Origin of the sequence: Cellulomonas oligotrophica (assembly GCF_013409875.1) — a bacterium.
In the GTDB taxonomy this organism is placed as follows: domain Bacteria; phylum Actinomycetota; class Actinomycetes; order Actinomycetales; family Cellulomonadaceae; genus Cellulomonas; species Cellulomonas oligotrophica.
The window spans coordinates 2875233-2900967 of sequence record NZ_JACCBK010000001.1 but is presented as its reverse complement, the minus strand read 5'-3'; the positions used below and the strand labels follow the sequence as shown (position 1 = coordinate 2900967).

The 25735-nt window shown below is 76.0% G+C and carries 23 protein-coding genes and 1 tRNA gene; 11 read left to right on the top strand and 13 right to left on the bottom strand.

Features of this window, described 5'->3' with window-relative positions:
• Positions 1-48 precede the first annotated feature (48 nt).
• A complete protein-coding gene (locus BKA21_RS13245) occupies positions 49-1287 on the top strand; it encodes a hypothetical protein (RefSeq protein ID WP_140459549.1) in 1239 nt (412 codons plus the stop codon).
• 53 nt (positions 1288-1340) lie between these two features.
• On the opposite strand, the gene BKA21_RS13240 is transcribed toward BKA21_RS13245, so the two are convergent.
• The 6 genes from BKA21_RS13240 to BKA21_RS13215 form a co-directional block, all read right to left on the bottom strand.
• Complete coding sequence (locus BKA21_RS13240; protein WP_140459548.1) at positions 1341-1556, bottom strand: hypothetical protein; 216 nt, start codon at positions 1554-1556, stop codon at positions 1341-1343.
• A 183-nt stretch (positions 1557-1739) separates the two neighbouring features.
• Positions 1740-1812 (bottom strand) — tRNA-Thr (locus BKA21_RS13235).
• Positions 1813-1898: 86 nt separating this feature from the next.
• Complete coding sequence (locus BKA21_RS13230; protein ID WP_140459547.1) at positions 1899-3416, bottom strand: alpha/beta hydrolase; 1518 nt, start codon at positions 3414-3416, stop codon at positions 1899-1901.
• A gap of 68 nt (positions 3417-3484) precedes the next feature.
• Entirely contained in the window at positions 3485-4621 is a 1137-nt protein-coding gene (locus tag BKA21_RS13225; RefSeq protein ID WP_140459546.1) for a DNA polymerase III subunit delta', read from the bottom strand.
• Positions 4618-5247 carry a dTMP kinase gene (gene tmk / locus BKA21_RS13220; protein ID WP_140459545.1) on the bottom strand — a complete coding sequence of 210 codons (630 nt, stop codon included), beginning with the start codon at positions 5245-5247 and terminating at the stop codon, positions 4618-4620. The genes BKA21_RS13225 and tmk overlap by 4 nt, the downstream gene beginning before the upstream one ends.
• 61 nt (positions 5248-5308) lie before the next feature.
• Entirely contained in the window at positions 5309-6313 is a 1005-nt protein-coding gene (locus BKA21_RS13215) for a Gfo/Idh/MocA family protein (RefSeq protein WP_140459544.1), read from the bottom strand.
• Between the two features lie 192 nt (positions 6314-6505).
• Here BKA21_RS13215 and BKA21_RS13210 point away from each other — a divergent pair, with 192 nt between their 5' ends.
• On the top strand, positions 6506-7675 hold the full coding sequence (locus BKA21_RS13210; protein ID WP_140459543.1) for a glycerol dehydrogenase: 1170 nt from the start codon (positions 6506-6508) through the stop codon (positions 7673-7675).
• Between the two features lie 41 nt (positions 7676-7716).
• Here the strand turns inward: BKA21_RS13210 and topA are convergent, their stop codons facing one another.
• The 3 genes from topA to BKA21_RS13195 all read right to left on the bottom strand — a co-directional run bounded on the left by topA (position 7717) and on the right by BKA21_RS13195 (position 12018).
• Positions 7717-10446, bottom strand: a complete 2730-nt coding sequence (topA, locus tag BKA21_RS13205; protein ID WP_140459542.1) for a type I DNA topoisomerase — start codon at positions 10444-10446, stop codon at positions 7717-7719.
• A 103-nt stretch (positions 10447-10549) separates the two neighbouring features.
• The gene (locus tag BKA21_RS13200; RefSeq protein ID WP_239072819.1) at positions 10550-11605 is read right to left on the bottom strand and encodes a phosphatase PAP2 family protein; all 1056 of its coding nucleotides are present in this window, start codon (positions 11603-11605) and stop codon (positions 10550-10552) included.
• Entirely contained in the window at positions 11602-12018 is a 417-nt protein-coding gene (locus BKA21_RS13195) for a hypothetical protein (RefSeq protein ID WP_140459541.1), read from the bottom strand. The genes BKA21_RS13200 and BKA21_RS13195 overlap by 4 nt, the downstream gene beginning before the upstream one ends.
• A 188-nt stretch (positions 12019-12206) precedes the next feature.
• Here BKA21_RS13195 and BKA21_RS13190 point away from each other — a divergent pair, with 188 nt between their 5' ends.
• The 4 genes from BKA21_RS13190 to BKA21_RS13175 all read left to right on the top strand — a co-directional run bounded on the left by BKA21_RS13190 (position 12207) and on the right by BKA21_RS13175 (position 15737).
• Positions 12207-12851, top strand: coding sequence for a TetR/AcrR family transcriptional regulator (locus BKA21_RS13190; RefSeq protein WP_140459540.1), 645 nt, complete (start codon positions 12207-12209; stop codon positions 12849-12851).
• A gap of 71 nt (positions 12852-12922) precedes the next feature.
• Positions 12923-13675: a response regulator transcription factor gene (locus BKA21_RS13185; protein ID WP_140459539.1), complete on the top strand. Its 753-nt coding sequence runs from the start codon at positions 12923-12925 to the stop codon at positions 13673-13675.
• A 4-nt stretch (positions 13676-13679) separates the two neighbouring features.
• Entirely contained in the window at positions 13680-15227 is a 1548-nt protein-coding gene (locus BKA21_RS13180; protein WP_239072820.1) for a sensor histidine kinase, read from the top strand.
• 120 nt (positions 15228-15347) lie between these two features.
• Positions 15348-15737 (top strand): VOC family protein, encoded by a 390-nt coding sequence (locus BKA21_RS13175; RefSeq protein WP_140459538.1) that lies wholly within the window; start codon positions 15348-15350, stop codon positions 15735-15737.
• Between the two features lie 9 nt (positions 15738-15746).
• Here the strand turns inward: BKA21_RS13175 and BKA21_RS13170 are convergent, their stop codons facing one another.
• Complete coding sequence (locus BKA21_RS13170; RefSeq protein WP_170209044.1) at positions 15747-16673, bottom strand: hypothetical protein; 927 nt, start codon at positions 16671-16673, stop codon at positions 15747-15749.
• A gap of 118 nt (positions 16674-16791) precedes the next feature.
• Between BKA21_RS13170 and radA the strand changes: the two genes are divergently transcribed.
• Both radA and disA read left to right on the top strand, forming a co-directional pair.
• Complete coding sequence (radA, locus tag BKA21_RS13165; protein WP_140459537.1) at positions 16792-18204, top strand: DNA repair protein RadA; 1413 nt, start codon at positions 16792-16794, stop codon at positions 18202-18204.
• A gap of 56 nt (positions 18205-18260) precedes the next feature.
• Positions 18261-19334 carry a DNA integrity scanning diadenylate cyclase DisA gene (gene disA, locus BKA21_RS13160; RefSeq protein WP_140459536.1) on the top strand — a complete coding sequence of 358 codons (1074 nt, stop codon included), beginning with the start codon at positions 18261-18263 and terminating at the stop codon, positions 19332-19334.
• A 109-nt stretch (positions 19335-19443) separates the two neighbouring features.
• Here the strand turns inward: disA and BKA21_RS13155 are convergent, their stop codons facing one another.
• Positions 19444-20070 (bottom strand): hypothetical protein, encoded by a 627-nt coding sequence (locus BKA21_RS13155; RefSeq protein ID WP_140459535.1) that lies wholly within the window; start codon positions 20068-20070, stop codon positions 19444-19446.
• Between the two features lie 121 nt (positions 20071-20191).
• On the opposite strand from BKA21_RS13155, the gene BKA21_RS13150 reads away from it, so the two are divergent.
• Together BKA21_RS13150 and BKA21_RS13145 are read left to right on the top strand one after the other, a co-directional pair.
• On the top strand, positions 20192-21109 hold the full coding sequence (locus BKA21_RS13150; protein WP_275406392.1) for an iron-sulfur binding domain-containing protein: 918 nt from the start codon (positions 20192-20194) through the stop codon (positions 21107-21109).
• A 93-nt stretch (positions 21110-21202) separates the two neighbouring features.
• Entirely contained in the window at positions 21203-21973 is a 771-nt protein-coding gene (locus BKA21_RS13145) for an alpha/beta fold hydrolase (RefSeq protein ID WP_140459534.1), read from the top strand.
• Between the two features lie 63 nt (positions 21974-22036).
• Here the strand turns inward: BKA21_RS13145 and BKA21_RS13140 are convergent, their stop codons facing one another.
• Both BKA21_RS13140 and BKA21_RS13135 read right to left on the bottom strand, forming a co-directional pair.
• Positions 22037-22561, bottom strand: coding sequence for an amino-acid N-acetyltransferase (locus BKA21_RS13140; protein ID WP_140459533.1), 525 nt, complete (start codon positions 22559-22561; stop codon positions 22037-22039).
• 25 nt (positions 22562-22586) lie between these two features.
• The gene (locus tag BKA21_RS13135) at positions 22587-23582 is read right to left on the bottom strand and encodes a sugar-binding transcriptional regulator (protein WP_140459532.1); all 996 of its coding nucleotides are present in this window, start codon (positions 23580-23582) and stop codon (positions 22587-22589) included.
• Between the two features lie 228 nt (positions 23583-23810).
• On the opposite strand from BKA21_RS13135, the gene BKA21_RS13130 reads away from it, so the two are divergent.
• Entirely contained in the window at positions 23811-25622 is a 1812-nt protein-coding gene (locus BKA21_RS13130; protein WP_140459531.1) for a glycerol-3-phosphate dehydrogenase/oxidase, read from the top strand.
• The last annotated feature ends 113 nt before the right edge of the window (positions 25623-25735 follow it).

Here is a 25735-nt window from a genome sequence, read left to right as displayed (position 1 = left end):
GTAGCCGAGGACGCCCGCGCGGTGCCCGACGGGTGAGAACGTGGGCGCATGCACGCGACACCGGCGCCCCGCCTCAAGGCCCGCACCGCGCCGACCGATGCCTCCGGCATGGACAGCGCCACCACCACCCTCGGGCGCACCCCGTCCGACCCGTCCGCCCCCGTCGGCGACGCCGCGGACGCGCCCGCCGCCCTGACCGCTGACCAGCCCGTCGGCACCCGCGACCACGACACCCGCGACCACGGCACCGGCGTCCCCGCCGACGGCACGGACGACCCCGCGGCCACGACGCGACCGCTGAGCCCGGTGGAGAACCTGCACCTCGACCGCCTGCGCGTGTGGCTGCGCGAGGACGGCGTCGACACCGCCGACACCGCGTCGCTGGCGGCCCGGTGGGCGGACCTGCTCGCCCGCCACGGCGCCGACGCCCCCGCGCCGACCGGTGCGGTGGCCGCCCTCGGCATCGCCGTCGGCGACGTGCTCGTGGACCGCGCGCCCGGTGCGACCTGGGTGATGTGCGCCGGGCCCGACGGGGCGACGCCCGGCGTCGTGCACCCCGCCCGGCCGTCCGCACCGGTCGTCGCCGTGCTCGACGCGCACGCCCGGTGGCGGGCCCGCGCGCAGGACTGGGTGCCCGGCTACGTCGACCGCGCGGTCGCGCACCTCACGGACCCGTCGACGGCCGTCACGTCGGCCGCCGGTCCCGTGCCGAGCCCCGTCCCCGCGTCCCCGACGCCCGCTCCCGCCGACGCGGCCGACCCGGTTCCCGCTGCCGACCCGGCTCCCGCTGCCGCCGCCCAGGCCGCCCCGGCGACTGCGCCGACCGCGCTCCCGTCCCGCCGACGGGCCCGCCCCGACGCCGGACCCGCCACCTCCCCGGCCGCCGACGGCGCGCTGCCCGGCCCCGACGCGCTCCCGCACCGCCCGTCGGAGACGGTCCTCGACCTCGCGCTGCGCTCCCTCGAGCGGGCCCTCGCGCGGGCCGTCGCCGACCCGGCCGGCGTGGGCGCGTTCGTGAGCGTCCGCGACGCCTCCGGGCTGCGCACCACCGACCTCGACGGGCCCGACGCCCTGGCCCAGGCCCGCGAGCACGCCCGCCGCAGCCGTGCCGACGAGGCCGCGGTCGCCTGGGCGGAGCCCCACGACGGCGGGTCCCGTGTGGTCGTCGACGCCTCCGCGGCCGGCGAGGTGGGCATCCGGGTCGCCCACGCGTTCGCTGCCGACGCGGACGGCGGTCGCGAGGTCGGCGGCCCGCTCGTGCTGGGCCAGGCGGCCCCGCTGCTCTGACGCCGGACGCCCGCGCCCCGGCCCCACCGAGGGTCGGGGCGCGGCGTCGTGGGTCAGGAGGCGTGCCGGTAGCGGAAGTCCTCGGCGATCTGCTGCGCCTGCATCATGACGAGCCCGCGGTAGGACTCGTAGAGCTGCGTGATCCGCAGGTCCGTGGCGCCACGGTCACGCGCGCACATCCACGCCAGCCGCGCGACCCGGATGTCCTCGTCGGTCACGTCGACCAGCCACTCGTCGTCAGCCCCCCCGGGCCGGATCTGCTCCGCCATGGCGCCATGCTGGACCCGGCAAGCGTCTTCCGACCTGCCGACGCGCACATCTCACCCGGGACCTCACTCCCTGGTGGGGCACTGAATCGTGTGGTCACCCGAAGGCCGCGACTGCGGTCGCCGGGCGTGTGACCCGAGCATGACGACGGCCCGGCACCTGGAGGTGCCGGGCCGTCGTCGCGGAGCCGCCTAAGGGAATCGAACCCTTGACCTTCTCATTACGAGTGAGACGCTCTGCCGACTGAGCTAAGGCGGCGTCGTCGTCACCGACCGCCCCTCACGGGACCGGGCGGAGCACGGCGAGCGCGCCCACTGTACCCGGCGGCGGCCGGGTCACCAAAGTCAGCAGCGGGTGCCGTCCTGCGGGGCCTCACCGGTGAGGAGGTACTGGTCCACGGCGTCGGCGATGCAGTCGTTCGAGCGGCCGTACGCGGTGTGCCCCTCGCCCTCGTAGGTCAGCAGCACGCCGGAGCTGAGGATGTCCGCGAGCTCCTCGGCCCACACGTACGGCGTCGCCGGGTCGTTGGTCGTGCCGATGACGACGATCGGCGCGGCACCCTCGGCCGCGTAGGAGTCGAGGGGGCCGACCTCCGGCACGGGCCAGCGCGCGCACGACGCGCCGCCGTAGGAGAAGAACTGCCCCACGGTGGGCGCGACGGCGCTGATCTGCTCGGCGGCGGCGCGCATGTCCGCGACGTCCGACGACGGGCGCGCGTCGAGGCACGTGATCGCCGCGAACGCCTCGTTCTGGTTGGAGTCGTACGAGCCGTCCTCCAGCCGCCCCAGGTACTGGTCGGCGAGCTGCAGCAGCACCGAGCCGTCGGCCTGCTGCGTGGCCGACGTCAGCGCCTGCGTCAGCGCGGGCCACAGCTGCTCCGCGTACAGGGGCATCGCGACGCCGTAGAACGCCAGGGCCTGCGTCAGCGGCCGACCCTGGTCCGTCGGCAGGGGGCTGTCGCCGACCCGGTCCAGCAGCGCACGGATCTGCGCCATCCCCGCGTCGACGTCACCGGTCAGCGGGCAGCCCGCCCCGGCCTGGCAGTCGGCGACGTACGCGCGCAGCGCGCTCTCGAACCCCTCGGCCTGGCCCGCGGCCAGCTCGCCGGAGTCGATCGTCGGGTTGAGCGCACCGTCGAGCACCATCCGCCCGACGCGCTCCGGGAACAGCGCCGCGTACGTCGCGCCCAGGTCCGTGCCGTAGGAGTAGCCGAGGTACGTGAGGGCGTCGTCGCCGAGCACCGCGCGCACGACGTCCATGTCGCGGGCCGAGGACGCGGTGTCGACGTGCCCGAGCACGGGTCCCGTCTGCTCCAGGCACGCCTCGCCGAACGCCCCGTTGCGCGCCATGGCCTCCTCGAGGCCCTCGTCCGTGCTCAGGTCGCCCGACCAGGCGAAGAACTCGTCCAGCTCGGTCGGCCCCACGCACGTCACCGGCGCGGACGCCTCGACGCCGCGCGGGTCGACGGCCACCAGGTCGTACTCGGCCAGCACCTCCGTGCTCACGAGCAGCTGGAACGACGAGAGGAACGAGATCGCGCTCACGCCCGGCCCGCCGGGGTTCACCAGCAGCGACCCGACGGGGTCGCCGTCGGTGGCCGGCGCGCGCTCGACGGCGACCGTGATCGTCTCCCCCGCCGGGTCGGACCAGTCGAGCGGGACGACGACGTCGGTGCACTCGTTGTCGCCGCAGACCGTCCACTCCGGCGTCTGCTCGTAGTACGTCGCGAGCTCGGGCGGCACGTCGGCCGCGGCCGACGACGTCGGCGCCGTGGCCTGGTGCTTGGGCGCGGCGCAGCCCGTGGCGGCGAGGAGGAGGACGACGACGAGGGCGCACCGTCGCAGGACGGCGGGGGTCGGCATGGCGCCTACCGTAACCTGCACGGCGCGCCCGCCCCGCGCGCTGCCCGCCCCCGCACCCGGGTGCCGGCTCAGGCCTGCGGCCGCAGCGCGATCGCCATCGCCTCGACCGCCAGCAGCGGTGCGACGTTGCCCGCCAGCCGCGTGCGCGCCTGACCCACGGCGTCCATGCGCCGCAGCGTCTGCTCGGGCGTGCTCGCCGCCGCCAGGGCCTTCACGTCCGGCTCCTGCTCGACGTTCACCAGGTCGACGCCCGCACCGAGCTGCACGACGAGCACGTCGCGGTACAGCGAGAGCAGGTCGACCATCGCGCGGTCCAGCACGTCGCGCTGCGCACGGGTCGCCCGGCGCTTCTGCTCCTCCTCGAGCTGGCGCACCTGGGCGCGCAGCGCCGGCGGCAGCGTCGCGGCACCCTCGGCGCCGAGCTGGCGCAGCAGCTCGTTCTTCTCCTGCGCGTCGCGCTCCTCCGTCGCCGCCTTCGCGTCGGCCTGCGCCGTCTCGACGAGCTCGCCCGCCGCGAGCACCGCGTCGCCGACACCCCGCACGCGCGACGCCAGGCCCAGCACCTGCGCGCGACGCTCGCGGGCCTGCTCGTCGCGGGCCAGGCGCCGGGCCACGCCGATGTGGGACTGCGCGGCACGGGCCGCCACCGCCGCCGTGCGCGGGTCGATCCCGTCCCGGCGCACCAGCAGCTCGACGACGGCCTCCACCGGCGGCACCCGCAGCGCGACCGAGCGGCTGCGCGAGCGGATCGTGACCAGCACGTCCTCCGGGCTCGGCGCGCACAGCAGCCACACCGTGCGTGCGGGCGGCTCCTCCACCGCCTTGAGCAGCACGTTCGCGCTCTGGTCGTTGAACCGGTCGGCGTCCTCCACGACGATGACGCGCCACCGCCCCTGCGACGGCGACCGCTGCGCGAGCTCGACCAGCGGGCGCGTGGCGTCCACACGGATGAAGACGCCCTCGGTCGCCACGAGCGTCACGTCCGGGTGCGTGCCGCCCAGCACGGTCGTGCACGCGTGGCAGTGCCCGCAGCCGCCCTGCTCGCACTGCAGCGCGGCCGCGAACGCGCGGGCCGCGTTCGACCGTCCGGACCCCGGCGGGCCCGTGAGCAGCCACGCGTGCGTCATCGCGGCCGGGTCGCTGATCGCCCGTCGCAGCACCTCGACCGCGGGCTCCTGCCCGACGAGGTCGTCCCAGACGCTCACGCGCCCACGCCGGCCCGGGGCAGGGCGGCGAGCCGCTGCTGCACCTGCGCGGCGACGACGTCCGGGGCCTGGGCGGCGTCGATCACGACCCACCGGCCCGGGTCGGCGGCCGCGCGGTCGAGGAACGCCTGCCGCGTCCGGCGGTGGAACTCGTCGCCGGCGGACTCCAGCCGGTCCGGGTCCCCCGTCAGGCGCGCGAGACCCACGACCGGGTCGAGGTCGAGCAGGACCGTCAGGTCGGGCAGCAGACCGTCGACCGCCCACAGGTTCAGCCGCTCGACCTCGTCGGCGCCCAGGTCGCGGCCGGTGCCCTGGTACGCGACCGAGGAGTCCAGGTACCGGTCGGTCACGACCGAGGCCCCGCGGGCCAGGGCCGGGCGCACGACCGACGCCACGTGGTGGGCGCGGTCGGTGGCGTACAGCAGCGCCTCGGTCCGGGGGTCCAGGTCGTCGCCGTGCAGCACGGCCTGCCGCAGCTCGAGCCCCAGGGGCGTGCCCCCGGGCTCGCGCGTGACGACGACCTCGTGACCCTGGGCGGTCAGGTGCCGGGCCAGCAGGACGACCTGCGTCGACTTCCCGACACCGTCCCCGCCCTCGAACGAGACGAACACTCCACGGGCGGTCACGGCGCCAGGCTAGCGTCAGCCGCCGACGCGCGGCGCCCCGCGGCCGGCGGGCGACGCACCGTCACTCGCCCGGGTACGCCACCCCGACCTGCCGGCGCACCTCGTCCATCGTGCGCATGACGTCCAGCGTCTGCTGCCACGTCAGGCGCGGGCTCTCGGTGTCCCCGTCGGCGATCCGGCGGGCGACCTCAGCGGCCTCGTACTGCAGGCCGCGGGCGAACGGCTGCTCGAACGTCCACTGCCGCCCGTCACGGCGCGCCACCCGGAACGACGTCGGCCCGTAGAAGCTCCCGGCGACGCGCACGTACCCCTCGGTGCCGGAGATCGACGACGTCGTCGGCGTCTTCGACCACAGCGTCGTGTGCAGGGTCGCCTGCACCTGCTCGCCGTACTCCAGCACCATCGACACCTGGCCGTCGACGCCCGTCTGCGTCTTCTGCCCGAACGCGTGCACGCCCGTCGGCACGCCGAGGAAGTCGTGCGCCCACGCCACGGGGTACACACCCAGGTCGAGGAGCGCGCCGCCCGCGAGCTCGGGCGCGTAGAGCCGGCTCGCCGGGTCGTAGGCGAAGTACTGGCCGTGGTCGGCCCGGACCGCGACGACCTCGCCGATCTCGCCGTTGTCGATCACCTGGTGCAGCGCGGCCACGTGCGGCAGGAACCGCGTCCACATGGCCTCCATGACGAAGACCCCGGCCGCGCGGGCGGCCGCGAAGACCTCCTCCGCCTCGGCCGCGTTGCGCGTGAAGGCCTTCTCCACCAGGACGTGCTTGCCGGCGGCGATGGCGAGGAGCGCGTGCTCCTTGTGCTCGGAGTGCGGCGTCGCGACGTACACGACGTCGACCTGCGGGTCCTCGACGAGCTGGCGGTAGCCCAGGTGCGTGGTCGGGATGCCGTGCGCCGTGGCGAACCGCTCGGCGCGGTCACGGTGCCGCGAGCCCACCGCGACGAGCTGCGCGCGGGTGAACTCGCGCACCGAGTGCGCGAACGTGCTGGCGATGTTGCCGGCGCCGAGGATGCCCCAGCGGATCGGCGGTGCGGTGCGCGGGTCCTCGGTGCGTGCCATGGCCCCAACCTAGCGCCCGACGCGGCACCCGACAGGTCGTCCGCCCCGGCAGGTCGACGAGCCGGGCACGTCGTCCCGCGGCAGGGACCCAGGTCCCCCGGCGCGGCGCGCACGGCGGGCCTAGCGTGGGACGCAGGTCGGCGGCCGTCCCGACCCCCGGGACCGCACCCGTCGACCGGGAGGGTGCCCACCATGCCTACGCCCAGCGAGCCCGCCCCGGCCGGTGCCGGAGCCGTCCGCACGCTCATCGCCCCGCTGCGCTACGTGCAGGGCCGGGGGGCGCTCGCCCGCGTCGGCGAGTTCGTCGCCCCGCTCGGCCGCACCCCGCTCGTCGTCGCCGACGACGCCGTCTGGGGGTTCACCGGCGGCACCGTGCGCGACTCCTTCGCCGCCGCGGGCCTGCCGCTGGTCCGGGACGGGTTCGGCACGTACGCCACCGCGGCGGCCGTGGAGGCCATCGCCGCCCGCATCGGCGAGACCGGGTCCGACGTGGTCGTCGGCGTCGGCGGCGGGTCCACGATCGACGCCGTCAAGGCCGCCGGGCACCTCGCGGGCGTCCGCTGGGCGTCCGTGCCCACCCTGGCCTCGACGGACGCCCCGTGCTCCGCGCTGTCGGTGATCTACACCGAGGAGGGCGCCTTCGAGGAGTACCGGTTCTTCCCCCGCAACCCCGACCTCGTGCTCGTCGACACCCAGGTCGTCGCGAACGCCCCCGTGCGGTTCCTCGTCGCGGGCGTCGGCGACGCGCTCGCCACGTGGGTCGAGGCACGGGCCGTCGCCCGGACCGACTCCGAGACGATGGCCGGCGGGGTGCCGACCCTCACCGGGACCGCCCTGGCCCGGCTGTCGTGGGACGTGCTGTGGGAGAACGCGGAGTCGGCGGTGGAGGCGGTGCGGCACCACCTGGTCACACCGGCCGTCGAGAAGGTCGTCGAGGCGAACACGTTGCTCTCGGGCCTGGGCTTCGAGTCCGGCGGGCTCGCCGCCGCGCACGCGATCCACAACGGGCTCACCGCCGTGCCGCACACGCACGGGCTCACGCACGGCGAGAAGGTGAACATCGGCACGCTGACCCAGCTGGTCCTGGAGGGCGCGCCGCGGGCGGAGATCGTCGCGTTCGTGGAGCTGACGACGCGCCTCGGCCTGCCGAACACCCTCACCGAGGTGGGGCTGGGCGTCGACGACGTGGACGCGCTGACGACCGTGGCGCGCGCCGCCACCGCCGAGGGCGAGACGATCCACGCGATGCCGTTCGCCGTCCGCGTCCCGGACCTCGTGGACGCCCTCCGCTCCCTGGAGACCCTCTCCACCACGATCCGCGACCGCGCGGCGCTCCCCGCGCCGGCCGCCCACCGCGCCTGACGCCCGGCCCCGGTCCTCGGCGAGGACCGGGGCCGACCGGGTCAGGAGCGGGTGGTGGCCTTCTTGCGGGGGGCCGCCGGCTTGCGGGCCGTCGTGCGCTTCTTGGCCGGGCCGGCCGCACGCTTCTCGGCGAGCAGCTCGACGGCCTGCTCCGGGGTGATCGACTCCGGCGTCACGTCGCGCGGCAGCGTCCGGTTGGTCTCGCCGTCGGTGACGTACGCGCCGAAGCGGCCGTCCTTCACCACGATCGGCTTGCCGCTGGTCGGGTCGGTGCCGAGCTCGCGCAGCGGAGGCGTCGCGGTCTGCCCGCGGCCGCGCTTGGGCTGGGCGTAGATCGCCAGCGCCTCCTCCAGCGTGATGTCGAACAGCTGCTCCTCCGACGCCAGCGTCCGCGAGTCCGTGCCCTTCTTCAGGTACGGGCCGTAGCGGCCGTTCTGCGCGGTGATCTCGGCGCCGGACTCGGGGTCGACGCCCACGACGCGCGGCAGGGAGAGCAGGCGCAGCGCGTCGTCGAGGGTGACCGTCGCGAGCGACATCGACTTGAACAGCGAGCCGGTGCGCGGCTTCGGCAGCGCTGCGAGCGCCTTCTTGCGGGCCGCGGCGGACAGCGCCGGGTCGAGCTCGGGCTCGGGCAGCACCTCGGTGACGTAGGGCCCGTAGCGGCCCGACCGGGCGACGATCGGCGTGCCGGTCGTCGGGTCGGTGCCGAGCACCTTGTCGCCCTCGGGCTGGGTCTCGAACAGCTCGTGCGCCTTGGCGACGGTGAGCTCGTCGGGCGCGAGGTCGTCGGGGACGGACGCGCGCCGCGGGTCGTCGTCGGGGCCCTCGCCGGGCGCCTCGATGTACGGGCCGTAGCGTCCGACGCGCAGGGTGATGCCGTCGCCGATGTCGATCGAGTTGACCTCGCGCGCGTCGATCTCGCCGAGGTTCTCCACGATCCCGCGCAGCCCGCCGGTCGCGGACGCCGCACGGTCGCCGAAGTAGAACTCCGTGAGCCACGCGACGCGGTCCTTCTGACCGGCGGCGATGGCGTCGAGGTCCTCCTCCATCTCCGCGGTGAAGGAGTAGTCGACGAGCCGGTCGAAGTTCTCCTCGAGCAGCCGCGTGACCGCGAAGGCGAGCCACGTGGGCACGAGCGCCTGCCCGCGGCCGGTCACGTAGCCGCGGTCCTGGATGACGCCGATCGTGGCGGCGTACGTCGAGGGGCGGCCGATGCCGCGCTCCTCGAGGGCCTTGACCAGGGACGCCTCCGTGTAGCGCGGCGGCGGGGACGTGCGGTGCCCGTCGGCGGACAGGTCCGTGCCGGTGAGGGGGTCGCCTTGCGCCATCTGCGGCAGGCGCGCGTCCTTCTCCGCCGCCTTCTCCTGGCCCGACGTCTCGTCGTACCGGTCGACGTCGCGCCCCTCCTCGTACGCGGCGAGGAAGCCGCGGAAGGTGATGACGGTGCCGGACGCGGAGAAGACCGTCTCGACGGGCTCGGCGCCGGCCGGCCGGGCCGTCGCGGCCAGGCGGACGGACGCGGTCTGCCCGCGCGCGTCGGCCATCTGCGACGCGACGGTCCGCTTCCAGATCAGCTCGTACAGCTTGAACTGGTCGCCCGACAGCTCGCGCGCCACCTGGGCGGGGGTGCGGAAGTGGTCACCGGCGGGGCGGATCGCCTCGTGCGCCTCCTGGGCGCCCTTCGCCTTGGACGTGTAGACGCGCGGGGCGTCGGGCACGTACTCGGCGCCGTAGAGCTCGGCGGCCTGCCGGCGCGCGGCGTCCACCGCCTGCGTGCTCAGCACGGGCGAGTCGGTCCGCATGTAGGTGATGTAGCCGTTCTCGTACAGGCCCTGCGCGGTGCGCATGGCCTGCCGCGAGCTCATCCGCAGCTTGCGCGACGCCTCCTGCTGGAGCGTCGAGGTGGTGAACGGCGCGGCGGGGCGGCGCGTGTACGGCTTGGTCTCGAGCGACTGCACCGCGAACGCGGCACCGTCGAGGCCCGCGACGAGCGCCTGCGCGCGCGCCTCGTCGAGCGGCACGACGCCGCGGCTCTTGATCTGCCCGCGGTCGTCGAAGTCGCGGCCCGAGGCCACGCGCTCGCCGCCCACGCCCGTGAGCCGGGCGGTGAACTGCGGCTCGTCGGCGTCGGCGACCGCGAAGGTCCCGGTGACGTCCCAGTAGTCGGCGGCGACGAACGCCATGCGCTCGCGCTCGCGCTCGACGACGAGGCGGGTCGCCACGGACTGCACGCGCCCGGCCGACAGGCCCTGGCGGACCTTGCGCCACAGCACCGGGCTGACCTCGTACCCGTACAGACGGTCGAGGATGCGGCGGGTCTCCTGCGCGTCGACGAGGCTCTGGTCGAGCTCGCGGGTGTTCTCCAGCGCGCGGGTGATGGCCTCGCGGGTGATCTCGTGGAACACCATGCGCTTGACCGGCACCTTGGGCTTGAGCTCGGCGAGCAGGTGCCAGGCGATGGCCTCGCCCTCGCGGTCCTCGTCGGTGGCGAGGAAGAGCTCGTCGGACTCCTTGAGGAGCTTCTTGAGCTCGGCGACCTTCTTCTTCTTGTCCGCGTCGACGACGTAGTACGGCGCGAAGCCGTTCTCGACGTCGACGGCGAACTTGCCGAAGGGCCCCTTCTTCATGTCCGCGGGCAGCTCGGACGGCTGCGGCAGGTCGCGGATGTGCCCGACGGAGGCCTCCACGTCGTACCCGTCGCCGAGGTAGCCGGCGATGGTGCGCGCCTTCGCGGGGGACTCCACGATGACGAGCTTGCGACCTGCGGACATCTGACCGGCCTTCCGTGCCGTGCGCGTGCGGGCGGGACGAGGGTGGGGGGCGACGCACCCGGCGCCGGGGCGCGTCCGTACCGAGGGACTCTACGTGCTCCCGTCAAGCCGGACGGGGAGGCGTCTCGCGCCTCGACCCTGCGGCGTGGCGCAGCGCGAGCATGGCGGCGAAGGCCAGGCACGCGGCCGCGACGACACCGGCCGCACCGCCGGCGTACGCGGCGAGCTCGTCGGCGCGCGAGGCCTCCTGCGCGCGGTCGGCCCACGCCTGCAGCAGCAGGAGCGCGGCCACGACGCCGGACCCCAGGCCGAGGACGGCGAGCAGCGCGGTGGTGCCGCGCGTGCGGCGGCGCCACGGGTCGATGCCCGGCACGGCGCGCAGCGCGGCGGTGGCGGTGGTCGCGGCGGGTGCCGGCTGCAGCGCCATCACGGCGCAGACGATCGCGGTCCAGCCGAGCACGACGAGGGCCGCGGCCACGACGTCCGACGGCCGGTGCCACTGCCCGACGAGCGTGGAGACCCCTGTGGCGGTGGTGTACGTGGCGCCGACGACGGCGACCGCAGGCCGCGCCTGCGGCGGCACGACGAGCAGCAGGGCCGCGGACACCGACGCCGCGGCGGTGGTGTGCCCGCTGGGCAGCGTGTTGCCGTAGTCGGCACCGACACCGAGGTCGGGCCGGTCGAGCGCGGCCTTGACGAGCTGGGTGGTGAGGTTCGACCCGCCCACCAGCAGGGCGACGTGCATGGCGAGCGACCAGCGCCGCCGGACCACCGCGATCAGCACGGCGCTGACGAGGACGCCGGCGATGAAGCCGACCGACACCACGTCGAGGACCCGCTCGGCCACGACCCACAGCTGGGTCTGCCCGTACGCGGCGCCGTCGAGGGCACGGTCCTCGACCCGCTGCCCGGCCCACGTGACGACGAAGGTGCGCCACAGCAGCGCCACGCCGACGGCGCTGGCGACCGCGACGGCGAGGGAGACGAGCACCACGGCGACGCGGGCGGCCGGGCGCACGGGTGGCGGGGTGGTCGGGGCCTCGGGCACCCGCACACGGTAGGGCACCTGACGGGGCGCGTGGGTCGGGGTGCGCGCGACGACGAGCCCGGCGGGCGTCGTCCGGCCGTCCGGCACCGGCAGGGCGTCCCCGCTGGTCACGCAGGTTCCGAGGGGGACGCCTCCGGTGCGGCGACGACGGCGTGCCGGCACCCGGCGAGGCGTGCGCGGGCGTCCGCGTCGGCCCCGACGCACAGCAGGCAGCCGCCCCGCGCCTCGAGGGCCGCCCCGGCCTCGTCGATGACCTCGACCGCGTGCGGGGAGCGCAGCCGGGCGGAGCGCAGGTCGAGCACGACGATCGACGCGCAGGCGGCGACGGCGTCGAGGAGCGTGCGCAGCCGTCCGACGTCGTCGCGGCCGAACGAGCCGGTGGGCCGCACGTTGACGGTGATCCACGGCTCGGGACCGGTGGTGCCGCGCCCCGGGGCCGGGGTCGCGGTACCGCCCGGCAGGAGGACGAGCTCGGCGTTGCCGGTGCCCGTGCGGCGCGTGCGGGTCGCGGTCGTGGTGGTCATGAGGTCTCCTCGGTGCTGCGTCGGTCCGCCCCTGCGCCCTCGCATCCCATCCGCACACCCTGTGACCCCGCTGGACGCGGACCCCGGGTCCGCTGGGTCCGGCACCCGCCGCGACGTCCTCAGCAGGACGACGACGCGCCGCGCGGGACCCCTCCTGACGTGTCAGTCAGCGGGCTAGGGTGCCGGGCATGGACGAGCGGGGGCGCGCGCGCCGGGGGTCGGGCGCCGAACGGCGCGAGGAGGTCGTGCGTGCCGCCGCGGCGGTGTTCGCCGAGCGCGGCTACACCAACGGGTCCCTGGCGGAGGTCGCCGAGCGCGTGGGCATCACGCGGGCCGGCGTGCTGCACCACGTGGGCTCGAAGGAGCAGCTGCTGGTCGAGGTGCTGGAGCACCGTGACCGCGAGGCCCTGCGCGACCTCGAGGGCGGCCGCCTGCCCAGCGGGGTCGCGCTGTTCCGGTACCTCATGGGCACCGCCGAGGCGACCGCGGCCGACCCCGGGCTCGCGCAGGGGTACACGGTGGTCATGGGCGAGGCCGTCACCGCCGGGCACCCCGCGCACGCGTGGGCCGTGGAGCGGCAGCGGTTCTGGCGCGCGCACGTCGCGGACGCGGTGCAGCGCCTCGGCGAGGGCGTCCCGCGCGCGACGGCGGAGCGTGCCGCGAGCGCGATCCTCGGCGTCATGGACGGCCTGCAGGCGCAGTGGCTGCTGGACCCGGGCGCGGTGGACCTGCCCGAGGCGACCCGGTTCGGCATCGAGGTGATCCTCGCGGGCGTGGTGTTCGAGTCGCGGCGCGAGCAGGTCGACGCCGGGGACGACGCGCCGGCCGGGTGAACCCGGGCTTCCTCAGGCAGCTCACAGGAACGCTCCAGGGGCGGCACAGGGCCGACGCACAGGGTGGGCACATGACGACGACCGCACCCGCCCCCCGCACCGCGTCCCGCCCCGACGTGCTCTCGCGCGCCGACGGCTCGCCCATCCGCGCCCTCGTGGTCGACGACGAGGCCACGCTGGCCGAGCTGCTGTCGACCGCGCTGCGGTACGAGGGGTGGAACGTCGAGCACGCGCTCACCGGCCACGCGGCCGTCAAGCAGGCCAAGAGCCTCGACCCCGACGTCATCCTGCTCGACGTGATGCTGCCGGACATGTCGGGCCTGGACGTGCTGCGGCGCATCCGCGCGACGCACCCGCACGTGCCCGTGCTGTTCCTCACGGCGCGCGACGCCGTCGAGGACCGGGTCGCGGGCCTGACCGCGGGCGGCGACGACTACGTGACGAAGCCGTTCAGCCTCGAGGAGGTCGTGGCGCGCCTGCGGGCCCTGCTGCGCCGGGCCGGCGCCGTGTCCGCCCGCGAGGACTCCGTGCTCGTGGTGGGCGACCTGCGGATGGACGAGGACTCGCACGAGGTGTGGCGCGGCGACGACGAGGTCCGGCTGACCGCGACGGAGTTCGAGCTCCTGCGGTACTTCATGCGCAACCCGCGCCGGGTGCTGAGCAAGGCCCAGATCCTCGACCGCGTGTGGCAGTACGACTTCGGCGGGCAGGCGAACATCGTCGAGCTGTACGTGTCGTACCTGCGCCGCAAGATCGACAAGGGGCGCGAGCCGATGCTGCACACGCTGCGCGGTGTCGGGTACGTCCTGCGTCCCGCATCCTGAGCGGGTGAGCGTGCCTCGACGCCGCGCGCGCTGGACGCTGCGCCGCCGGCTGGTCGTCGTCGTCCTCGGTCTGGTGCTGGTCGTCGGCGCCGCCATGGGCGCCGTGTCGACGCTCGCGCTGCGCGACTCGCTCGTCCAGCAGGTCGACGAGCGGGCGCTGGAGGCCGCGCAGCGTGCGGTCCGCGTGACGGAGGGCGTCCCGCGCGACGAGGACGGCACGGTCCCCGACCCGGGCGTGGCGCCGGGCGGCCGGCCGGAGCCGCTGGGCGTGCCGGGGCAGGACGTCGGCACGATCAGCGTCGTCGTGTCCGACGACGGCGTGCGCGCGGGCTTCTACGAGTTCGTGGACGGCGACCCCGTCTTCACCGCACTGACCGACGCCCAGCTCGCGACGCTGACCGCGGTGCCCACCGACGGGGTGGCGCACTCCGTGAGCCTGGACGGCCTCGGCACGTACCGCGCGGTCGCGATGACCTCGTCGACGGGCGACGTCGTCGTCAACGCCCTGCCGACGGCCGACGCCACCGCGACAGTCGAGCGCTACGTCGTCGTCGAGGTGCTGGTCGCGGCGGGCGCGCTGCTCCTCGCGGGCGTCGGCGGGTCGCTGCTGCTGCGCCGCGAGCTGGAGCCGCTCACCCGGGTGGCGGCCACCGCGACGCGGGTCGCCGAGCAGCCGCTCTCGCGCGGCGAGGTCGAGATCGTCGCCCGCGTCGACCCGCGCGACACCGACCCGTCGACCGAGGTCGGGCAGGTGGGTGCCGCGCTGGACCGCATGCTCGGGCACATCGAGTCCTCGTTCGCGGCCCGTCACGAGTCGGAGCAGCAGGTGCGCCAGTTCGTGGCGGACGCGAGCCACGAGCTGCGCACGCCCCTGGCGTCGATCCGCGGGTACACCGAGCTGGTGCGCCGCTCCCCCGACGACCTGCCGCCCGCCACCCTGGCGGCGCTGGCACGCGTGGAGGCGGAGTCGGTGCGCATGACGGCGCTCGTCGACGACCTGCTGCTGCTGGCGCGTCTCGACGCGGGCCGCCCCCTGGACCGCGAGCCGGTGGACCTCACCGCGCTGGCGGTCGACGCCGTGACCGACGCGCACGCGGCCGGCCCGGACCACGTGTGGCGCATCGACCTGCCGGGCGGCACGGGCGACGACGACGCGACCGACGAGGGCGACGGGCCGGACGACGAGGACCTCCAGGTCGTCGGCGACGACCACCGCCTGCGCCAGGTGCTCGCGAACCTCACGTCGAACGCGCGGCGGCACACCCCGCCGGGCACGCACGTCACGGTGGGGCTGCGGCGCGACGGTGACGCCGTGCTGCTGACGGTCGCCGACGACGGCCCGGGGGTGCCGCCCGAGCTGCGGGACCGGCTGTTCCAGCGGTTCACGCGCGGCGACGCGTCGCGCAACCGGGCGGCGGGCTCGACGGGCCTGGGTCTGGCGATCGCCCACGCGGTCGTCACGGCGCACGGCGGCACCCTGACCTGCACGAGCGCACCGGGTCGCACGACGTTCGCGGTCCGCCTCCCGGCGGCGGGCTCACCCGGCGCCTGAGCTTCACCCGTACGGGTGAACCGATCGACCGGCCGGACGAGGTCGGCCCTGGGAGCGGGGCCGACCGGTGCCGCGTCGACCCGGCCGCCCGACGGCGGCCCGGCCCCGGAGGGCAGACCCGTGCTCGGCAGCGTCCCCGCGTTCAGCAGCTTCTCCGTCGACGACCTCGACGCCGCGCAGGCGTTCTACGCCGACGTCCTCGGGGTCGTCGTCGAGCGCACCCCGATGGGCCTGTGGCTGCGCCCCGCGGGCGGCGCCGCGGTGTTCGTGTACCCGAAGGGGCCGGAGCACGCGCCCGCGAGCTTCACCGTGCTCAGCTTCAGCGTCCCGGACGTGACGCGGGCCGCCGCGGCGCTCGTGGAGCGGGGGGTGGAGCTCGCCCGCTACCCCGGCGCGGCCCACGACGAGGACGGCGTGGTGCGGGACCCCCGCGGTCCGCACATCGCCTGGTTCACGGACCCCGCCGGGAACGTCCTCGCGGTCCTCGAGGAGCGCACCGCGCCGGCCTGAGGCCGGACGTCAGAGCGGGAACGCGGCGTACAGGTCGAGGATCTGGCCGACCGGGCCGGTGATCTCCAGCACGGCGGTGCCGTTGCTCCAGACCGCCACGCCCGTGCCGTCGCCGGCGTCCACGACCGTGTAGGTGCCGACCGTCTCGCCGTCGACGAGGACGTCGCCCGTGGCCGGGAGCGCGGGGCCCGCGGTGGACCCGGCCGACGGCGTGCCGTCCGGCGCCTCGGCCTCGGGCAGCGCCTGCGCGACCGCGTCCGCGACGGCGGCGGCCTCCTCGGCCGTCTCCCACTGCCCCGCACGCACCGTCAGGGTCGCGTCGCCCCCGTCGGTCCACGTCTCGAGCCAGGCCTCCAGGGCGCCGTCGGCGACGCGCTCGGCGTCCTCCTCCGACGACGCGACGGCGTACTGCAGCACCGTGCCCGGCAGGGCGGACGCGAAGGCGGTCGTGGCGTCCCGGCCGACGGGGTCGACCGTGCTCGTCGGGGAGGCGAGCACGACCGTCGACGTCGACGGGCTCGGCGCGGCGGGCGTGAACGCGCCCTGCCCGGCGAGCACGCCGGCGACCACGCCGCCCACGACGACGACGGCCCCGGCCACCACGACGGGGACGAGCCACCGGGGGCGGCGCGACGTCTCGTCGGTGCCGGCGGGCCCGGCGGGCGGCACCGACGCGGGCGGGGTCGACGCGGGCGGGGTCGACGCGGGCGGGGTCGACGCGCGGGCGGCGGCCGACGCGGGCAGGCCGTGCGCGGGTGTGGCGTGGCCACCGGCCGACGCGTGCCGGGGCGGACCCGCGGGCGGGGCGCCGGCGCCGGGCGCGGCGGGCGCCCAGGACGGCTGCGCCGGCCGTGCGTCGGGCGGACCGCCCGGTCCGCGCGGCGGTCCGGGATCGGGTCGTCGTCCCGGCTGCGGCGGCTGCCCGGTGTCGCTCATCGCGAGGCCCCCCTCGTGTCGTCCGCCGGCACGGGCCGGCACCTCGGCAGCCTAGCGACGCGCCCGGCCGGCGGGCGGCGCGGCGCGCGTGTGGGCGCCGGCACGTACGGTCCGGGACGTGAGCCAGACGACCGCACGCCGCGCCGACGCACGCCGCACGCCCGAGGCGCGCACCACGTTCCGGTGCGCGGAGTGCGGCTGGTCCGCGCCCAAGTGGGTGGGCCGCTGCGGCGAGTGCCAGGCGTGGGGCACGGTCGCGGAGGACGCCGGCCCGGGTGCCGGCGCTCCCCGCACGCCGGCGGTCGCCCCGACGCGCGCACCGGCCCGGCCCATCCACGAGATCGACGTCGAGGCCGCCGCGGCGCGCCCCACGGGCGTCGACGAGCTCGACCGGGTGCTCGGCGGCGGGCTCGTGCCGGGGGCCGTGGTGCTGATGGCGGGCGAGCCGGGCGTCGGCAAGTCGACGCTGCTGCTGGACGTCGCGGCACGTGCGGCCCGGGGCGGGCGGCGCGTGCTCTACGTGACGGGCGAGGAGTCGGCGGCGCAGGTGCGCCTGCGGGCCGGGCGGATCCACGCGCTCGACCCGCAGCTGCTCCTCGCGGACGAGAACGACCTGGGCACGGTGCTGGGGCACGTCGAGGCCGTCGACCCCCAGCTGCTCGTGCTCGACTCGGTGCAGACGGTGGCCTCCGCGCAGGTCGACGGCACCGCCGGCGGGGTCGCCCAGGTGCGCGAGGTCGCGGCGTCCCTCATCGCCGTCGCCAAGTCCCGGGGCATGCCGGTGGTGCTGGTCGGGCACGTGACCAAGGACGGCTCGGTCGCGGGCCCGCGCACGCTCGAGCACCTCGTGGACGTGGTGTGCCAGTTCGAGGGCGAGCGGCACTCGCGCCTGCGGCTGCTGCGGGCGACGAAGAACCGGTACGGGCCCACCGACGAGGTGGGCTGCTTCGACCTGTCCGAGCGCGGCATCGTGGGGCTGGCGGACCCGTCGGGCCTGTTCACGTCGCGCCTCACCGCCGACGTGCCGGGCACGTGCCTGACCGTGACGCTCGAGGGGCGGCGGCCGCTGGCGGCCGAGGTGCAGGCGCTCGTCGCGCCCAGCGTCGTGCCGAACCCCCGCCGCACGACCAGCGGCGTCGACTCCAGCCGCCTGGCGATGGTGCTGGCGGTGCTGCAGCGCCGCCTGGGCGCGCGCCTGGCCGACCAGGACGTGTACGTCTCGACGGTCGGCGGCGCGCGGGTCGTGGAGCCGGCCGCGGACCTGGCGCTCGCGCTCGCCGCGGTGGGCGGCCGGGAGAACCAGCCGGTGCACACCGGGCTCGTCGCGGTCGGCGAGGTGGGTCTCGCGGGCGAGATCCGCCCGGTGCCGGGCGTGGGCCGGCGCCTCGCCGAGGCGGCCCGGCTGGGCTGCACGCGCGCGGTGGTGCCGGCGGGCGCCCTCGACGACGTGAGCGTCCCCGACGGCCTGCACGCCATCGAGGTGGGCGACCTCGCGGCCGCGGTGCGCGCCGGCCTCGCGGACCCCGTGTGAACGTCTCACCCGGGAGGGGCGCTGGTCTTCTGTCACGCCCCCGATACGATTCCCGCGTGCCACACGCCGCTCAGGAGGACCTGCTGAGGTCCACGCTCGCCGCCGTCGCGCCCGGGAGCGAGCTCCGCGACGGCCTCGAGCGCATCCTGCGCGGCCGTACGGGCGCCCTGATCGTGCTGGGGATGGACCCGACCGTCGAGCAGCTCTGCTCCGGCGGGTTCGTGCTCGACGTGGAGTTCTCCGCGACGCGGCTGCGCGAGCTGGCGAAGATGGACGGCGCGGTCGTCCTCGACCCCGTGCGCGGCCGGATCGTGCGGGCGGCCGTGCAGCTGCTGCCCGACCCGTCCATCGAGACCAGCGAGTCGGGCACCCGTCACCGCACGGCCGAGCGGGTCGCCAAGCAGACGGGCCTGCCGGTGATCTCGGTGTCCGCGTCGATGCGGATCATCGCGATCTGGGTGGGCCACCTGCGCCACCAGCTCGAGGACTCCACGACGATCCTGTCGCGCGCGAACCAGGCGCTCGCCACCCTGGAGCGCTACAAGGCGCGCCTCGACGAGGTCAGCGGCACGCTCTCCGCGCTGGAGATCGAGGACCTCGTCACGGTCCGCGACGTGTCCGCGGTGGTCCAGCGGCTGGAGATGGTGCGCCGCATCTCCGACGAGATCGCGGGCTACGTGGTCGAGCTCGGCACGGACGGGCGCCTGCTGACCCTGCAGCTCGACGAGCTCGTGGGCGGCGTCGGGATCGAGCGCGAGCTCGTCATCCGCGACTACGTCGACACGGGCCGCCGCCCCGTCGAGGCGGTGCTGGACGCGCTCGCCGAGCTCGACTCGACGCAGCTCCTCGACATCGCGCACATCGGACGGGTGCTCGGGCTGCCGGGGGCCGGCGAGGCCCTCGACGCGGCGGTCGGCCCGCGCGGCTACCGCCTGCTGTCGAAGGTCCCGCGCCTGCCCGTGGGCGTGGTGGACCGCCTCGTCGGCCACTTCGGCGGCCTGCAGAAGCTCCTCGCCGCGACGATCGAGGACCTCATGGCCGTCGACGGCGTGGGCGAGCAGCGGGCGCGGTCGATCCGCGAGGGTCTGTCGCGGCTCGCCGAGTCGTCCATCCTCGAGCGCTACGTCTGACCCGGGCGCCAGGTCTCACCCGGGCGCCAGGTCTCACCCGGGCGCCGGGACTGGCCCGGGCGCCGCGGCTCGCGCGAGCAGCGCCTGACCCGGGCGGGGTGCCCGGACGTCAGCCGAGGCCGAAGGTCGCGCCCGGAGCCTCGACGTCCTGCACCTCGAGGCCGATCGCGTAGGAGCCGGCACCAGGTTCCGGCAGGCCGTCCGGGCAGCCCTCCGCCGAGCGGACCCGCGTCCACGTGAACGTGGTGACGTCGGACTGGTCGCCCGCCAGCAGGAGCGTGCGCTCGGGCACGTCCTCGCCGAGGCAGTCGCGGTTGGACCACACCCGGTCGTCGCCCGAGGTCACCACGATCGTGCGCGCCGCCTCACCGGCGTCGACGAGGCACGGGTCGGCACCGGTGTTGGTCAGCGTGACCTCGAACGTCGGCTCCTCGCCCGCACCGAAGGCCGCCGCCGTCGGCTCGATCGCGACGGTCAGCGCGGGGTCCGCGCAGTCCTCCACACCGCCGTCGGGGGCGTCGGTGGTGCCCGCGTCCGTCGGCGTGGCGGGTGCCGACCCCGTCGGGGTGCTGGTGGGCGACCCGGTGGCCACCGGCGTGCCGCCGCCGCGGCCCACGAGCCAGCCGACCAGGATCCCCACGAGCAGCAGCGGCAGCCCGAGGACCACGAGGCGACGGACCCAGTAGACGCGGGCCGGCAGGCGGCGGACGGGCCGCGGGTCGTGCCGGTCGTCCATCGGTCCTCCGTCGCGCAGGTAGGTGGGCGTGCGGCGACAACGGTACGAGGCCGCGGGGCCGGGGCGCGCGCCGACACCAGGGGGCGGGCACCGGGCTGTCACCGGTGGGGCACGATGAGGCGTGCTCCTCCCCGACGCCCCGCCCGCGCCCCACGACCTGCGCGCACCCGTGCTGGCCTGGTTCTCCGAGCACGCGCGGGACCTGCCGTGGCGTGCCGCCGACCGCACGCCGTGGGGGGTGCTCGTCAGCGAGGTGATGCTCCAGCAGACCCCGGTCGTGCGGGTCGAGCCGGCGTGGCGGGCGTGGATGCAGCGCTGGCCGGGCCCGGCCGAGCTCGCGGAGGCGTCGACCGCGGACGTGCTGCGCGCCTGGGACCGGCTGGGCTACCCGCGGCGGGCGCTGCGCCTGCAGGAGTGCGCGCGCACGGTGGTGGAGCGGCACGGCGGCGTGCTGCCGTCGACGGAGGCGGAGCTGCTGGCGCTGCCCGGGGTCGGGGCGTACACGGCGGCGGCGGTCCTCGCGTTCGCGTACGGGCGGCGGTCGGTGGTGCTCGACACCAACGTGCGGCGCGTGCTGGCGCGCACGGTCGCGGGCGAGGCCCTGCCCGCGCCGACGCAGACGGCCGCGGAGACGCGGCTGGCGGCGGGGTACGTGCCGGACGACGACGCCACGGCGGCCCGGTGGGCGGCGGCGTCGATGGAGCTGGGGGCGCTGGTGTGCACGGCGCGCGCCCCGCGGTGCGACGCCTGCCCGGTGCGGGACCGGTGCCGGTGGCTGGCGGCGGGCCGCCCGGGCGACGTGCACGCGCACCGGCGGCGCACCCAGGCGTGGGCGGGCACGGACCGGCAGGTGCGGGGTCGGGTGATGGCGCTGCTGCGCGAGGCCCTCGGCCCGGTGCCGGCCGCGGCCGTGGATGCGGTCTGGCAGGACGCCGGGCAGCTCGCGCGGTGCGTGGACGGGCTGGTCGCTGACGGGCTGGTCGAGCGTGTGCCCGCGGCGTCGGTCGACGACCCGCCGACGTACCGCCTGCCGGGCTGAGGCTCGGCGTCTGAGGCTCGGCGCCGTGCGTGCCGCTGTGGGCGGCCGGTCGTAGCGTCGCACCCGACGGCGGGACGACGAGGGGGTGGCCGCATGAGCACGAGCACAGGGGCTGGAGCGGAGCAGGGACCCGGCGGGGACGGGCGGCCGCCGGTCGTCCTGGTCGCGGGGTTCTGGCTCGGGGCGTGGGCGTGGGACGAGGTCGCGGCGCTGCTGCGCGAGGACGGCCTGGAGGTGCACGCGGTGACGCTGCCGGGCCTCGGTTCGGTCGAGGAGGACCGCGTGGATGTGCACCTCGCGGACCACGTCGACGCGGTCGTCGCCGCGGTCCGTGCGGCGGGGCGGCCGGTGGTGCTCGCGGTGCACAGCGGTGCGGGCGTGCCGGGCTACGCGGCGACGGACCGGGTGCCGGAGCTGGTCGCCGCCGCCGTCTACGTCGACTCGGGGCCGGGCACCGGTGCGCTCGACCCGTCGTTCGACGGGGTGGAGCTGCCGCTGCCGGCGTGGGACGCGCTGGTGGAGGACGGCAACAGCATCGACGGGCTGACGCCCGAGCACCTGGACCGGTTCCGCGCGCGGGCCGTGCCGCAGCCGGGCGGTGCGATCCGTGAGGCGCCCCAGCTGGCGGACGACGCGCGCCGCGACGTGCCGACGGTCGTGATGTGCACGTCGTACTCGTCGGAGCAGGTGCGCGAGGCGGTGGCGGCGGGGTACGCGTGGGTGGGCGGGCTCTCCGAGCTGCGGGACGTCACGTGGGTCGACGTGCCGACGGGCCACTGGCCGATGTGGTCGCGCCCGCGCGAGACGGCGGAGGTCATCGCCGCGGCGGCGACGATGGCCGCCGAGCGAGATGCAGCACCCTGACCGGGCGCGGGACGGCGGGACCACCTCGGCCGCCGACCGCTCCCTCGTGCGACGCCGGCCCGGTCAGCGGTCGAGGTGCACGAGCATCCGCGTGTTGCCGAGCGTGTTGGGCTTCACGCGGGCCAGGTCGAGGAACTCCGCGACGCCGTCGTCGTGCGAGCGCAGCAGCTCGGCGTAGACCTCGTGCGAGACGGGCGTGCCCTCGATGACCTCGAAGCCGTGCCGGGCGAAGAAGTCGACCTCGAACGTCAGGCAGAACACCCGGCGCAGGCCGAGCGCGCGGGCCCGGTCGAGCAGGGCGTCGACGAGCACGTGGCCGACGGCCCGCCCGCGCCAGGCGGGTGCGACGGCGAGGGTGCGGATCTCGGCGAGGTCCTCCCACATGACGTGCAGCGCGCCGCACCCCACGACCGTCCCGTCGCCGTCGGGCGCCTGCGCGACGAGGAACTCCTGGACGGCCTCGTAGTAGCCCACCCACTCCTTGGCGAGCAGGATGCGCTCGGTGGCGTAGGGCTCGACGAGCGCGTGGATCGCCCGCACGTCGGCGGGCACGGCGGGTCGCACGTCGACCGGTGCGGGGCTGCTCACGGGTCCAACCTACGGTCCGGGCGCCTCAGGGCGTGCGCGCCGCCCGTGGACGCGCGTGGGGGCGCCCGGGCGCGGCCTCGACGAGCGCGGTCGCGGTGACCTCGTCGACGACGAGGTCGGTGACCAGGTGCGCCCGCAGGGCCGCGAGCAGGGGCGCGACCTTGTTGTCGCCGGCGACGACGCACATGCGGCGGGGCACGCGCTGCAGCTCGGCGGGGGTGGGGCCCGTGGCGCGACCGTTGAGGGAGACGTCGCGCCAGGACCCGTCGGCGCGCAGGAAGACGGTGCAGACGTCGCCGACGACGCCCTCGGCGTGCAGGTGCCGCACGTCGGCCTCGTCGAGGTACCCGGCGGAGTACACGTGCGAGGGGACGGCACCGGCGACGGCGCCGACGGAGAAGACGGCGATGTCGGCGCGGCGCTGCATGTCGAGGACGCGGCGCACGGACCGCTCGCGCCACATCGCGGCCTTGGTGTCGGGGTAGTCGAAGAAGGCGGGCACGGAGAAGTGGTGCACGGCGGCGCCGAACGCGGACCCGAAGGACGAGATGAGGTCGCTGGCGTACTCGACGCCGGAGGTGCGCATGTTCGCGGCGCCGTTGAGCTGGACGACGGCGGCGCCGCGCGTCGGCTTGGGCGCGAGGTAGCGGGAGACGGCGGCCAGGGTGGTGCCCCAGGCGACGCCGAGGACCATGTCGGAGTCGAACCAGGAGCCGAGGAGCCGGGCGGCGGTCATGGCGACCTGGTCGAGGCGCTCGACGGAGCCGGCGTGGTCGGGCACGGGCACGACGTAGGTCTCGATGCCGAAGGCCGAGGAGATGGACCGGCCGAGGCCGGGTGCACGGGTGCTCGCGGGGCGCAGGGTGATCTCCACCAGCCCGGTCTCGCGGGCCTTCTTCAGCAGGCGCGACACCGTCGAGCGCGACGTACCGAGGTGGCGGGCGATGACCTCCATCTTGAGGTCCTGCAGGTAGTACATCGACGCGGCGCGCAGCACGTCCTGCTCTCGTTCGACGAACACCCCAGGGCTCCCCTCCGACGGACCATCCCATGGTCACCCGCGCCTCAACCTCGTGCACGTTCGTGCACTGAAGTTGCGCGTCCGTTCGGACCGTGACGACCATAGCGAGGCCGTCCAGGTCGGGCGACCAGAGCGCGACGACTTGGCACCCGACCTGCTGCACCACCGCACCGCACGGCTGCACGCCCCCGGCGTGCGCCGTCGACCGAACGCCCGGAGGACCGCCCCATGAGGACCGCACCCCTGACCGTGCAGGCCCGTCAGGACGCGCTCGAGGCCCTGCGACGCAGCTCCGGCCGCGACAGCGAGCTCGACGTCCTCGTCGTCGGCGGCGGCGTCACGGGGGCGGGCATCGCGCTCGACGCCGTGACCCGTGGCCTGTCGACGGCGGTCGTCGAGGCGCAGGACTGGGGCGCCGGCACGTCGAGCCGGTCGAGCAAGCTCGTGCACGGCGGGCTGCGCTACCTGCAGATGCTCGACTTCCACCTGGTGCGCGAGGCGCTCACGGAGCGCGACCTGCTGATCACGCGCCTCGCCCCGCACCTGGTCAAGCCCGTGAGCTTCCTCTACCCGCTGGAGAACCGGGTCTGGGAGCGCGCGTACGTGGGCGCGGGCGTGGCGCTGTACGACACGCTCGCGAGCGTCTCCGGCACCCGGCGGGCGATGCCCATGCACAAGCACCTGTCGCGCAAGGGCATGGAGCGGCTGTTCCCCGACCTGCGCCACGACGCCGCGATCGGCGCGGTGCGGTACTGGGACGCGAGCGTCGACGACGCCCGCCTCGTCTCGACGCTGACGCGCACGGCCGCCAGCTACGGCGCGCACGCCGCGTCACGGACGCAGGTCGTGCAGCTGCACACCACGAGCGGCGGCGCGGTCACCGGCGCCGAGGTCGTGGACCTGGAGACGGGCGAGCACATCGACGTGCGGGCCCGCGCGGTCATCAACGCGACCGGGGTGTGGACCGAGGAGACCGAGCAGCTCGCCCGCACCGAGGGCGGGCTGCGGGTGCTGGCGTCGAAGGGCATCCACATCGTGGTGCCGCGCAGCCGGATCGAGGGCAACACCGGCCTGATCCTGCAGACCGAGAAGTCGGTGCTGTTCATCATCCCGTGGTCGCGCTACTGGGTGATCGGCACGACCGACACCCCGTGGGAGCAGGAGCTCACGCACCCCGTGGCGACCAGCGCGGACATCGACTACGTCATCGAGCACGCCAACCAGGTGCTGGCGCGGCCGCTGACCCGCGAGGACGTCATCGGCACGTGGGCGGGACTGCGGCCCCTGCTGCAGCCGGGCACCAAGGCCGGCACGTCGTCGGCGAAGGTCTCGCGCGAGCACACGGTCGCGTCCCCGACGCCGGGCCTGACGGTGATCGCGGGCGGCAAGCTGACGACCTACCGGGTGATGGCCAAGGACGCCGTGGACTTCGCGATCGGGTCCCGTGCGACCGTGCTGCCGTCGATCACGACCGACGTGCCGCTGGTGGGCGCCGAGGGCCTCAAGGTCGTGCAGCGCCAGGCGCGCGCGATCGCCGCCCGCTACGGGTGGGACCGCCCCCGCATGGACCACCTGCTGCACCGGTACGGCTCGCTGCTGCACGAGCTGACGGACCTCGTCGACGAGCGCCCCGAGCTGGCCGAGCCGCTGCAGCACGCCCCGGCGTACATCGGCGCCGAGGTCCTCTACGCGGTCACGCACGAGGGTGCGCTGCACCTGGACGACGTGATGATGCACCGCACGCGCCTGAACTACGAGCAGGCCGACAAGGGCGTGGGCGCGCTGGAGGAGATCGCGGACCTCGTCGGCCCCGTGCTCGGCTGGGACGACGCGACCCGGGCCGCCGAGATCGAGGCGTACCGGGCCCGCTGCGCGGCCGAGGAGGCCGCGGCCCTCGAGACCGACGACGCGGCCGCCGAGCGGGTCCGCCTGGCGGCACCCGACCTGGCCCCGCTGCTGCCGCTCGGCGACGGCGCGGGCGCCGGCACGAAGCCCGGCTCCCCCGCGGGCCGCGGCGCGTCCGGCCCGGCCGGCACCTGAGGACCCCGGCGACCGGGTCTCCGCCGGACCCGGTCGCCGGTGCACCACCCGGCACACGCACCACCCGGCACCCGCACCACCTGGCACACGCACAGACCGCCCCGCCGGTCCGC

Excerpts from the sequence above, each read along its gene's own strand:
- BKA21_RS13245 (WP_140459549.1), top strand. The coding sequence starts at position 49 with ATGCACGCGACACCGGCGCCCCGCCTCAAGGCCCGCACCGCGCCGACC.
- BKA21_RS13240 (WP_140459548.1), bottom strand. The coding sequence starts at position 1,556 with ATGGCGGAGCAGATCCGGCCCGGGGGGGCTGACGACGAGTGGCTGGTC.
- BKA21_RS13230 (WP_140459547.1), bottom strand. The coding sequence starts at position 3,416 with ATGCCGACCCCCGCCGTCCTGCGACGGTGCGCCCTCGTCGTCGTCCTC.
- BKA21_RS13215 (WP_140459544.1), bottom strand. The coding sequence starts at position 6,313 with ATGGCACGCACCGAGGACCCGCGCACCGCACCGCCGATCCGCTGGGGC.
- BKA21_RS13210 (WP_140459543.1), top strand. The coding sequence starts at position 6,506 with ATGCCTACGCCCAGCGAGCCCGCCCCGGCCGGTGCCGGAGCCGTCCGC.
- topA (WP_140459542.1), bottom strand. The coding sequence starts at position 10,446 with ATGTCCGCAGGTCGCAAGCTCGTCATCGTGGAGTCCCCCGCGAAGGCG.
- BKA21_RS13195 (WP_140459541.1), bottom strand. The coding sequence starts at position 12,018 with ATGACCACCACGACCGCGACCCGCACGCGCCGCACGGGCACCGGCAAC.
- BKA21_RS13190 (WP_140459540.1), top strand. The coding sequence starts at position 12,207 with ATGGACGAGCGGGGGCGCGCGCGCCGGGGGTCGGGCGCCGAACGGCGC.
- BKA21_RS13185 (WP_140459539.1), top strand. The coding sequence starts at position 12,923 with ATGACGACGACCGCACCCGCCCCCCGCACCGCGTCCCGCCCCGACGTG.
- BKA21_RS13170 (WP_170209044.1), bottom strand. The coding sequence starts at position 16,673 with ATGAGCGACACCGGGCAGCCGCCGCAGCCGGGACGACGACCCGATCCC.
- BKA21_RS13155 (WP_140459535.1), bottom strand. The coding sequence starts at position 20,070 with ATGGACGACCGGCACGACCCGCGGCCCGTCCGCCGCCTGCCGGCCCGC.
- BKA21_RS13145 (WP_140459534.1), top strand. The coding sequence starts at position 21,203 with ATGAGCACGAGCACAGGGGCTGGAGCGGAGCAGGGACCCGGCGGGGAC.
- BKA21_RS13130 (WP_140459531.1), top strand. The coding sequence starts at position 23,811 with ATGAGGACCGCACCCCTGACCGTGCAGGCCCGTCAGGACGCGCTCGAG.